The organism is Streptomyces sp. NPDC024632 (assembly GCF_055559175.1).
The window spans coordinates 25,561-33,999 of the sequence record NZ_JBVHLD010000025.1 but is presented as its reverse complement, the minus strand read 5'-3'; the positions used below and the strand labels follow the sequence as shown (position 1 = coordinate 33,999).

The 8,439-nt window shown below is 73.8% G+C and carries 7 protein-coding genes and 1 riboswitch; of the genes, 6 read left to right on the top strand and 1 reads right to left on the bottom strand.

Annotated elements, in window-relative coordinates; genetic code table 11:
• Positions 1–364: 364 nt before the first annotated feature.
• A riboswitch (cyclic di-AMP (ydaO/yuaA leader) is annotated at positions 365–532 on the top strand.
• A gap of 15 nt (positions 533–547) precedes the next feature.
• The gene (locus ACZ37P_RS35715; RefSeq protein WP_467350585.1) at positions 548–1,411 is read left to right on the top strand and encodes a M23 family metallopeptidase; all 864 of its coding nucleotides are present in this window, start codon (positions 548–550) and stop codon (positions 1,409–1,411) included.
• Positions 1,412–1,634: 223 nt separating this feature from the next.
• Positions 1,635–2,336, top strand: a complete 702-nt coding sequence (locus tag ACZ37P_RS35710) for a GntR family transcriptional regulator (protein WP_355338392.1) — start codon at positions 1,635–1,637, stop codon at positions 2,334–2,336.
• Between the two features lie 236 nt (positions 2,337–2,572).
• Here the strand turns inward: ACZ37P_RS35710 and ACZ37P_RS35705 are convergent, their stop codons facing one another.
• The gene (locus ACZ37P_RS35705) at positions 2,573–2,854 is read right to left on the bottom strand and encodes an HPr family phosphocarrier protein (RefSeq protein WP_355338395.1); all 282 of its coding nucleotides are present in this window, start codon (positions 2,852–2,854) and stop codon (positions 2,573–2,575) included.
• A 161-nt stretch (positions 2,855–3,015) separates the two neighbouring features.
• On the opposite strand from ACZ37P_RS35705, the gene ACZ37P_RS35700 reads away from it, so the two are divergent.
• The 4 genes from ACZ37P_RS35700 to ACZ37P_RS35685 all read left to right on the top strand — a co-directional run bounded on the left by ACZ37P_RS35700 (position 3,016) and on the right by ACZ37P_RS35685 (position 8,371).
• Complete coding sequence (locus ACZ37P_RS35700; protein ID WP_391163834.1) at positions 3,016–5,775, top strand: bifunctional acetate--CoA ligase family protein/GNAT family N-acetyltransferase; 2,760 nt, start codon at positions 3,016–3,018, stop codon at positions 5,773–5,775.
• Positions 5,776–5,851: 76 nt separating this feature from the next.
• Entirely contained in the window at positions 5,852–6,445 is a 594-nt protein-coding gene (locus tag ACZ37P_RS35695) for a DUF5998 family protein (protein ID WP_188286046.1), read from the top strand.
• Complete coding sequence (locus ACZ37P_RS35690) at positions 6,445–7,638, top strand: alkaline phosphatase family protein (RefSeq protein ID WP_391048945.1); 1,194 nt, start codon at positions 6,445–6,447, stop codon at positions 7,636–7,638. Before ACZ37P_RS35695 ends, ACZ37P_RS35690 begins: the two co-directional genes overlap by 1 nt.
• 85 nt (positions 7,639–7,723) lie before the next feature.
• Positions 7,724–8,371, top strand: coding sequence for a thymidine kinase (locus ACZ37P_RS35685; protein ID WP_355338403.1), 648 nt, complete (start codon positions 7,724–7,726; stop codon positions 8,369–8,371).
• The last annotated feature ends 68 nt before the right edge of the window (positions 8,372–8,439 follow it).

Below are 8,439 nucleotides of genomic sequence, written 5' to 3'. Positions count from 1 at the left end.
GGGGGTGGTGGGGCGGAAAAGAGGTGAAGACCAACCAGGGAGAAGGGGCGCGTGGCACATCCTAATAGCGGCCAACCACCCACCGGAGAAGACCCCCCCCCCCCCCCCCCGCCACCCGTCCCCGGAACCCCGGCAGCCCCCTGCGGCGCCGGGGTTCCGGGCGTTTTCGACCGCCGCGCGGGCGTTTTGGAGCGCCGCGCGGGCGTTTTCGAGCGCCGTGCGGGAGTTGGGGAGGGCTTGCGGGGGAGTGTCAGCGAAGTGTGGCGTACGCAACAAATCAGCTGATCTGTTTGGCGGATGGGCGAAACCGCGGTTAGCGTCTTCGCTCGTTGCCCGTCAGCAGCAGCCGCGTCCGGCGGCACGCGGGCACACATCGCCGAGTCCCCGTCAGGGGAGCCGGGGACCCAGCCCTCTCACGAGGGAGCAGTCCCTGGGGTGAATCGGGACCGACCGCCGAGCGGCGGGCGGACCCGTAGGAGACCTTCCTGCTCCGAACCCGTCAGCTAACCCGGTAGGCGAGAAGGAAGGAAAGGAGCGACGCCTCTTCATGGCGTTCACCGTTCTGCCCGCGCCCAGCGGGAAGCACCGCCGTCCCCGTCGCGGCGCCGCACGCACCGTCCGCGGTGGCGGCACGCTCGCCGGAGTCGCGGTGCTCACCGCGACCGGAGCGTTCGGGGCCACCTCGATGACCGCCACGGCCCACGCCGAGAGCGCGCACGACGCCGTCGCGAACACCGTCTTCGCCCGTACCGCCGATGTGACCGGCTCGCTCGCCGACTCCCTGGCCGCGCAGGCGGAGGCCCAGCGCAAGGCCGCCGAGGCCGCGAAGGCCACGGCGGAGGCCGACCGCAAGCAGGCGGAGGCCGCCGCCCGCGCCAAGGCGGCCAAGGCCAAGGCCGACGCGGCAGCCGCGAAGGCCAAGGCGGAGGCCGCGGCCAAGGTCCGGGCCGCCCGCGAGGCCAAGGCCCGCGCCGACCGCGCCGCCGCCGAGCGCAAGCGTCTCGGCTCCTTCGTCCTGCCGGTCGACAGCTCCTACGTCTCCACCGCCTACCACTCCTCCAGCGGCCTGTGGTCCTCCGGCTACCACACCGGCATCGACTTCCACGCGGCCAGCGGCACCACCGTGCACGCGGTCGGCTCCGGCACCGTGGTCGAGGCCGGCTGGGGCGGCTCGTACGGCAACAACATCGTGATCCGGATGTCCGACGGGATGTACACCCAGTACGGCCACCTGTCCTCGATCCAGGTCTCGGTCGGCCAGAGCGTCACGCCCGGCCAGCAGATCGCCCTGTCCGGCGCGACCGGCAACGTCACCGGGCCGCACCTGCACTTCGAGACCCGTACCGGACCCGACTACGGCTCCGACGTCGACCCCATCGCCTACCTGCGCAAGCACGGCGTCTCGGTCTGACCCCAGGACCCCGCAGGGGTCCCGCCACCGACCCCTGGAACCACCGCACCACCCCCCTCAGCACGAAGGCCCCGGCTCCCCCCGCCGGGGCCTTCGTCTGTCCCGTACCCGTCCCGTACCCGTCCCGCATCGGTCCCGCGCGCCAAAAGAAGTCCCATATTCGGGACTGTGATCGGAATCCCTGGTGTGCTGGAATAGGGTTACCGCTGAATGTGCGGAAAGAATGGGGTCCTGCGATGCGGAATCGGATGTGAACGGGACGGACGGCACGGGGCGGCGTATCTCCGCCCAGGTGGTGTGTACGGCCATCCGCGACGACATTGTCAGCGGTTTCTTCCCGCCGGGCGGCCGGCTGACGGAGGAACTGCTCGCGCAGCGGTACGGGGTGTCGCGCGTGCCGGTCCGCGAGGCGCTGCGCACCTTGGAGTCCGAGGGCTTCGTCCGCACCCGCAGGCACGCCGGCGCGTCGGTGGCCGAGCCCACCGAGCAGGAGGCGGCCGACCTTCTGGAACTGCGCGGCCTGTTGGAGCCGCTGGGCGCCGCGCGCGCCGCCCAGCGCCGTACCGACGCGCATCTGAAGGTGCTGCGCGGACTCGTACGCCTAGGTCAGGAGCGCGCGGTCCAGGGCCAGTTGTCCGACCTGCCGTCGCTCGGCGGCTGGTTCCACGAGACGCTGGCGCAGGCGTCGGGCAGTCCCACGCTGGCCGCGCTGCTCACGCAGCTGCGCCACAAGATCGCCTGGGTGTACGGCGACGACGTGCCCACCCGCGCGGTGGAGTCGTGGGAGGAGCACGCGGCGCTCGTGGACGCGGTGGCGCGCGGTGACGCCGAGCGGGCCCGCAAACTGGCCGCGGGGCACGTGGAGCGGAGCGCCGCGGTGAGGATTCTGAAACATCCCGTAAACGCGGTGCGCCGCCGCCATTAACAATCGCACCGTATACAAGTGCGTAGAATTGCGGCACCCGTAAATGCAATAAAGCGGGGCCGGTGCAATCCGGGTGGATTGTCCGGCCCCGCTGAATTCCGCTGTCCGGTGGCGGGACAAAGATCCCCGGACGTGTTCCGGCCACGCGAAGGGCGCTTCGCGCGGCAGGGCGCACCGCCCGAAGGCCCGGTCGCGCGAAAGCGCGGCCGGGGAGGGCGGGCGCGCCCCGCCGCGTCTCAGACGGTCTCGGGAAGCTCTTCCAGGCCCTCGGCGACGAGCTTCGCCAGCCGGTCGAGCGCGGCGTCGGCGCCGTCTGCCTCCGAGGCGAGCACGATCTCCTCGCCGCCCTGCGCGCCGAGGCTGAGCACCGCCAGCATGGACGCGGCGTTGACCGGGCCGCCGTCGGCCTTCGCGATCGTCACGGGGACGCCCGCGGCCATGGCCGCGCGGACGAAGATGGACGCGGGGCGGGCGTGCAGGCCCTCCGCCCAGCCGACGTTGACACGGCGCTCAACCATGGTGCTGCCCTTCGGGTCGTTCCAGTTGTCTAGACCAGTTTCGCACGGCCGGAGCGCTGCTCCGGCACGTCGGCACGATCGCGGCCCCCACCAGACTGCCCCCTGCGCGTCGGCTCCGCGAGTGTGACGCGCCCGCCGGGCCACCCGCTTACGCTGGGGCCATGAGCGAGCAGACGGCGCATCCGTACCCAGTCCACTGGGAGGCGGACGTCGTACTGCGGGACGGCGGGATCGCCCACATCCGGCCGATCGGGCCCGACGACGCGGGACGGCTCGTCGACTTCTACGAGCAGGTCTCCGACGAGTCAAAGTACTACCGCTTCTTCGCGCCCTACCCCCGGCTGTCCGACCGGGACGTGCACCGCTTCACGCACCACGACTACAACGACCGCGTCGGCCTGGCCGCCACCGTCGGCGGCGACTTCATCGCCACCGTCCGCTACGACCGCACCGACGACGCGGGCCGGGCCGTCTCCGCCGACAAGGGCACCACCGGCACCCGCGCCGAGGTCGCCTTCCTCGTCCAGGACGCGCACCAGGGCCGCGGCGTCGCCTCCGCGCTGCTCGAACACATCGCCGCCGTCGCCCGCGAGCGCGGCATCCTGCACTTCACCGCCGAAGTCCTGCCCACCAACCGCAAGATGGTCAAGGTCTTCACCGACGCGGGCTTCACCCAGCAGCGCAGCTTCACCGACGGCGTCGTCCACCTCGAACTCGACCTGGAACCCACCGAGCAGTCCGTCCAGGTGATGCGGGCCCGCGAGCACCGCGCCGAGGCCCGCTCCGTCCAGCGGCTGCTGCGCCCCGGCTCGGTCGCCGTCGTCGGCACCGGCCGCAGGCCGGGCGGCGTCGGCCGTACGCTGCTGCGCAACATCGTCGCGGGCGGCTTCACCGGCCACGTCTACGCCGTCAACCGCTCCTTCCCCGACGGCGGAACCGACATCGACGGCGTGCCCGGCCACCGCTCCGTCCTCGGCATCGGCGCGCCCGTCGACCTCGCCGTGATCGCCGTGCCCGCCGACCGGGTCCCCGAGGCCGTCGCCGACTGCGGCGCCGCGGGCGTCCAGGGCCTGGTGGTGGTCGCCGCCGGATACTCCGAGACCGGCGAGGAGGGCAGGGCGCGCCAGCGCGAGCTGGTCCGGCAGGCCAGGAGCCACGGCATGCGGGTGATCGGCCCGAACGCCTTCGGCGTCCTCAACACCGCCGCCGGGGTCCGGCTCAACGCCTCCCTGTCGCCCGAGATGCCGCGCAGCGGACGCCTCGGCCTGTTCACCCAGTCCGGCTCGATCGGCATCGCCCTGCTCTCCGGACTGCACCGCCGCGGCGCGGGCCCCTCCTCCTTCGTCTCCGCGGGCAACCGCGCCGACGTCTCGGGCAACGACCTCCTCCAGTACTGGCAGGACGACCCCGACACCGACGCCGTCCTGATGTACCTCGAATCCTTCGGCAACCCGCGGAAGTTCACCCGGCTCGCCCGCCGCACCGCCGCCGCCAAACCGGTGGTCGTCGTCAAGGGCGCCCTGCACTCCGGCTCCGTCCCGGCAGGACACGCCGTGCCCGCCACCCGCATCCCCGACTCCACCGTCTCCGCGCTCTTCCGGCAGGCCGGGGTGATCCGCGTGGACACCGTCACCGAACTGCTGGACGCCGGACTCTTCCTGGCCCTCCAGCCGCTGCCCGCGGGCGACCGGATCGCCGTCCTCGGCAACTCCGAATCGCTCGGCCTGCTCACCTACGACGCCGCGCTCACCGCGGGACTGCGGCCCGCCGCGCCCCTCGACCTCACCACCGCGGCCACCCCCGACGACTTCGCCGCCGCCCTCGGCGCCGCGCTCGCCGACCCCGGCAGCGACGCCGTCGTCGTCACCGCGATCCCGCGCGTCGGCTCCGAGGACGCCCCCGACCCCGAGTCCGGCGACGACCCGGCGCTCGCCGAGGCGCTGCGCCGTACGACCGCCGCCGCGGGCGGCGGCAAGCCGGTGGTGGTCGCCCACCTCGCCCTGGAGACCCTGGCCGACCGGCTCGGCGCGCCCGGCGACGAGGCCGCCTCCCGTATCCCCGCCTACTCCGCGCCCGACCGGGCCGTGCGCGCGCTCGCCGAGGCCGCCGCCTACGCTGCCTGGCGCGCCGGATCGGCGGACCCGGGCCGCATCCCGCAGTTCGACGACATCCAGGAGGCCGCGGCGGCCGACGACGTACGCCGCCTGCTGCCGCCCGGCGAGGCGCCCGAGGGCGGGATCGCGCTCGGCGACGCGGACACCGCGACGCTGCTCGGCCGGTACGGCATCCAGGTGCGCGGCGCGCTGCCCGCCCCCGACGCCGACACCGCCGTGGCCGCCGCCGCCCGGCTCGGCTACCCGGTCGCCCTCAAGACCACCGCCCCCCACCTGCGGCACCGCGCCGACCTCGGCGGCGTACGCCTGGACCTGGCGGACGAGGGCGACCTGCGGCGCGCCTACGACGAGCTGACCGCGCGGCTGGGCACCCCGCGGGAGCTGCTGCCCGTCGTGCAGGCGATGGCGCCGCGCGGGGTGGACACGGTGGTACGGGCGGGCGTCGACCCCGCCGCGGGCGCCGTGCTGTCCTTCGGCCTGGCGGGCGCGCCCTCGGAGCTGCTCGGCGACACCGCCCACCGGCTCGTCCCCGCCACCGACCGGGACGCGGCCGAACTGGTCCGCTCCATCAAGGCCGCGCCGCTGCTGTTCGGCTGGCGCGGCGCCGAGCCGGTCGACACCGACGCGCTTGAGGAGCTGCTGCTGCGCGTGTCGCTGCTGACCGCCGACCTCCCGGAGGTCGTCGCGGTCGACCTGGAACCGGTGGTGGTCTCCTCGCGCGGCCTGACCGTCCTCGGCGCGTCCGTCCGCCTGGCCAGGCCGCCCGCCCGCACCGATCTCGGGCCGCGGGCGCTGTCCTCGTTCTGACCCGGCGCCCGCTCCCGCGCCCGCCCGCACGCCGGGTCGCGCTCCGAGCACGTCGCGGTCGTACCTGGCCCTTAGGATGGTCGGCATGGCGAAGACCGGTACTACGACTCAGGGCCTGCGCACGGCCATCGAGCGCAGCGGCTACTACCCCACCCTCGTGGCGGAGGCCGTCGAGGCGGCGGTCGGACGCGAGCCGGTCTCCTCCTACCTGGTCCACCAGGAGACCAGCTTCGACGCCAACGAGGTCCGTCGTCATGTGACCGTGCTGGTGCTCACCGACAGCCGCTTCATCGTGAGCCACACCGACGAGCAGGCCGCCGACGACACCTCGCCGACGCCGTACGCCACCACGTCCACCGAATCGGTGAAGATCGGCCGGATCTCCTCGGTGGTGGTCAGCCGGGTGGTCGCGAACCCGGAGTCGTACACGCCCGGCACGCTGCCCCGCGAAGTGGTGCTCACCATCGGCTGGGGCGCGGTCTCGCGGCTCGACCTGGAGCCCGCCGCCTGCGGCGACCCCAACTGCGAGGCCGACCACGGATACACCGGCTCCTCGACCGCCGACGACCTGTCGCTGCGGGTCAGCGAGGCGGGCGACGGCCCGGACACCGTCCGCCAGACCCTGGCCTTCGCGCAGGCGCTCTCCGAGGCGACAGCGGCCACTGACTGATGGTCCAGCCGCTGCACGGCGGGTACGGTTCCGCGCCGCTCGATCCGCGTACCGCTCCCGTACCCGACTACGGCACCGGCGCGCTCTGTGACGTCATCCCGGCCGCCGTCGCCGGATTCGCCGTCCCCGGCATGCCGGCCACCGGCCTGGAACTGGCGCCCGCCGACCGGGTCTGCGTCTTCCTCGTGGACGGCCTCGGCTGGGAGCTGATCCTCGCCCACCCCGACGAGGCGCCGTACCTCACCTCGCTGCTGCCGACCTCGCGCGGCGGCACCGGCCGCCCGCTGACCGCCGGATTCCCGGCGACGACCGCGACCTCGCTCGGCTCGGTCGGCACCGGGCTGCCGCCGTCCGCGCACGGCCTGGCGGGCTACACCACGCTCAATCCGGCCACCGGCGAGCTGATGAACCAGCTGCGCTGGCAGCCCTGGACCGCCCCGCACGTCTGGCAGCCGCACCCCACCGTCTTCCAGCTCGCCGACGCCGCCGGGATCGCCACCTGCCAGGTCTCCTCGCCGACCTTCGTCAACACCCCGCTGACCAAGGTCGCGCTGTCCGGCGGCACCTTCCACGGGCGCCTCACCGGCGAGGAGCGGATGGACCTGGCCGCCGACCGGCTCGGCGCCGCCGACCGCACGCTGGTCTACACGTACTACAGCGAGCTGGACGGCATGGGGCACCGGCACGGCGTCGACTCCGACGCCTGGCGCGGCCAGCTCATGATGGTCGACCGGCTGGCGCAGCGGCTCGCCGAGCAACTGCCGCCGCGCAGCGCCCTGTACGTCACCGCCGACCACGGCATGATCGACATCCCCTTCGACGAGCGGTCCCGGATCGACTTCGACGAGGACTGGGAACTGCGCGCCGGGGTCGCGGTGCTCGGCGGCGAGGCCCGCGCCCGGCACGTCTACGCGGTGCCCGGCGCCGCCGCCGACGTGCACGCGGTGTGGAGCGAGGTCCTCGGCGAGCAGATGTGGGTGGCGACCAGGGCCGAGGCGATCGAGGCGGGCTGGTTCGGACCGCCGCCCGACGAGCGGGTGTTCGGCCGGATCGGCGACGTCGTGGCCGTCGCCCGCGACGACATCGCGGTCGTCGCCCACCGCACGGAATCGGGGGAGTCGAAGATGGTCGGCCTGCACGGCTCGATGGCCGCCGCCGAGCAGCTCGTACCGCTGCTCGAAGTACGCTCCTGAGGCCCGCCCGCCCCCGCGCTCTCCCGCCCCGCGCTTCCCGCCCCCGCGCTTTCCCGCCCCCCATCGAAAGGCCGTCGTCCTTCCCATGCCCGAGCTGGTCTTCTTCTCCGGAACGATGGACTGCGGCAAAAGCACCCTCGCCCTCCAGATCGTCCACAACCGCACCGCTCGCGGCCTCCAGTCGGTGATCTTCACCAGGGACGACCGCGCGGGCGAGGGCAAGCTCTCCTCGCGGCTCGGCCTGGTCACCGACGCCGTCGAGGTCGCGGACGGCATGGACCTGTACGGCCACGTGGTCGGCGTGCTCAGCCGCGGCGGCCGGGTGGACTACGTGATCGTGGACGAGGCGCAGTTCCTCGCGCCCGAGCAGATCGACCAGTTGGCGCGGGTGGTCGACGAACTCGACCTGGACGTCCACGCGTTCGGCATCACCACCGACTTCCGCACCCGGCTCTTCCCCGGCTCGCAGCGGCTGATCGAACTCGCCGACCGGGTCGAGGCCCTTCAGGTCGAGGCGCTGTGCTGGTGCGGCGAGCGCGCCACCCACAACGCCCGTACGGTCGACGGCGTGATGGTCGTCGAGGGCGCGCAGGTGGTGATCGGCGACGTCGACCGGTCCGGCGAGGTCGGCTACGAGGTGCTGTGCCGCCGTCACCACCGCCGCCGGATGACCAGCGCGACCGCGGGCGCGGGCACGCTCTCGCCCGACGTGCTGCCGGTCACCCACTCCTGACCGCGGCGGTCACCCGCTCACGACGACGGGCCCGGCCGGCCGCACGACGGCGGTCGACCGGGCCCGCC

Coding starts and splice junctions, on each gene's coding strand:
- ACZ37P_RS35685 (WP_355338403.1), top strand. CDS start 7,724: ATGCCCGAGCTGGTCTTCTTCTCCGGAACGATGGACTGCGGCAAAAGC.
- ACZ37P_RS35695 (WP_188286046.1), top strand. CDS start 5,852: ATGGTCGGCATGGCGAAGACCGGTACTACGACTCAGGGCCTGCGCACG.
- ACZ37P_RS35690 (WP_391048945.1), top strand. CDS start 6,445: ATGGTCCAGCCGCTGCACGGCGGGTACGGTTCCGCGCCGCTCGATCCG.
- ACZ37P_RS35715 (WP_467350585.1), top strand. CDS start 548: ATGGCGTTCACCGTTCTGCCCGCGCCCAGCGGGAAGCACCGCCGTCCC.
- ACZ37P_RS35705 (WP_355338395.1), bottom strand. CDS start 2,854: ATGGTTGAGCGCCGTGTCAACGTCGGCTGGGCGGAGGGCCTGCACGCC.
- ACZ37P_RS35700 (WP_391163834.1), top strand. CDS start 3,016: ATGAGCGAGCAGACGGCGCATCCGTACCCAGTCCACTGGGAGGCGGAC.
- ACZ37P_RS35710 (WP_355338392.1), top strand. CDS start 1,635: ATGGGGTCCTGCGATGCGGAATCGGATGTGAACGGGACGGACGGCACG.